At 49.7% G+C, this 1,013-nt stretch carries 1 protein-coding gene; it reads left to right on the forward strand.

Features of this window, described 5'->3' with window-relative positions:
- Nucleotides 1-1,013 (forward strand): acyl-CoA dehydrogenase domain-containing protein (locus R8N28_RS27285; RefSeq protein ID WP_318183925.1); only part of this gene is annotated, 1,013 nt, incomplete at both ends.

A 1,013-nucleotide genomic window follows, 5' to 3' on the forward strand; every position in this document is an offset into this window, starting at 1 on the left:
CTAACTCGACGGGTGGTATCAAATCGGCTGCGATGGCAACGGGGGCATACTCTCGCATTCGTCGTCAGTTCAAACAACCAATCGGTCACATGGAAGGCGTTGAAGAGCCATTGGCGCGTCTAGGCGGTAATGCATATGTCATGGATGCGGCCAGCAACCTAACTGTTGCAGGTATCGACCTAGGTGAAAAGCCATCAGTTATTTCTGCAATCGTGAAGTACCACTGTACCCACCGCGGTCAACAAAGCATCATCGACGCGATGGACATTGTCGGCGGTAAAGGCATTTGTTTAGGCCCTTCGAACTTCCTCGCTCGTGGCTACCAAGGATCTCCAATCGCCGTAACGGTAGAAGGTGCAAACATTCTGACTCGTTCGATGATCATCTTCGGTCAAGGTGCGATTCGTTGTCACCCATATGTACTTGAAGAAATGAACGCAGCTTACTCAGAAGCGAGCGACGCGGTTGAGAAATTCGACAAAGCGTTAGCTGGCCATGTGAGCTTTACCATGAGTAACCTCGTTCGCAGTATTTGGTTTGGTTTGAGCGATGGTCTCGGTTCATCGGCACCGACTAAAGATGCAACGAAACGCTACTACCAACAGCTAAACCGTTACAGTGCCAACCTAGCGCTTCTGTCTGATATCTCAATGGCGGTACTTGGTGGTTCGTTGAAACGTAAAGAGCGTTTATCTGCGCGTTTAGGTGACATTCTCAGTCAGCTATACCTAAGCTCCGCGACGCTAAAACGTTTTGAACAAGATGGTCGTCCAGCTGAAGATTTGGCTTTGGTTCACTGGGGCCTACAAGATAGCTTAAAACAAGCAGAAATCGCCGTTGATGAGTTCCTAGCAAACTTCCCGAACAAAGTCATTGGCCGCACACTTCGCGTTCTGATTATGCCATTCGGTCGTGTACGCAAAGCACCAAGTGACAAGCTAGACAGCAAAGTGGCACGTATTCTACAAACCCCAAGTGCAACACGTTCGCGCATTGGCCGTGGCCAGTACCTA

Source organism: Vibrio sp. Vb1554, assembly GCF_033344235.1.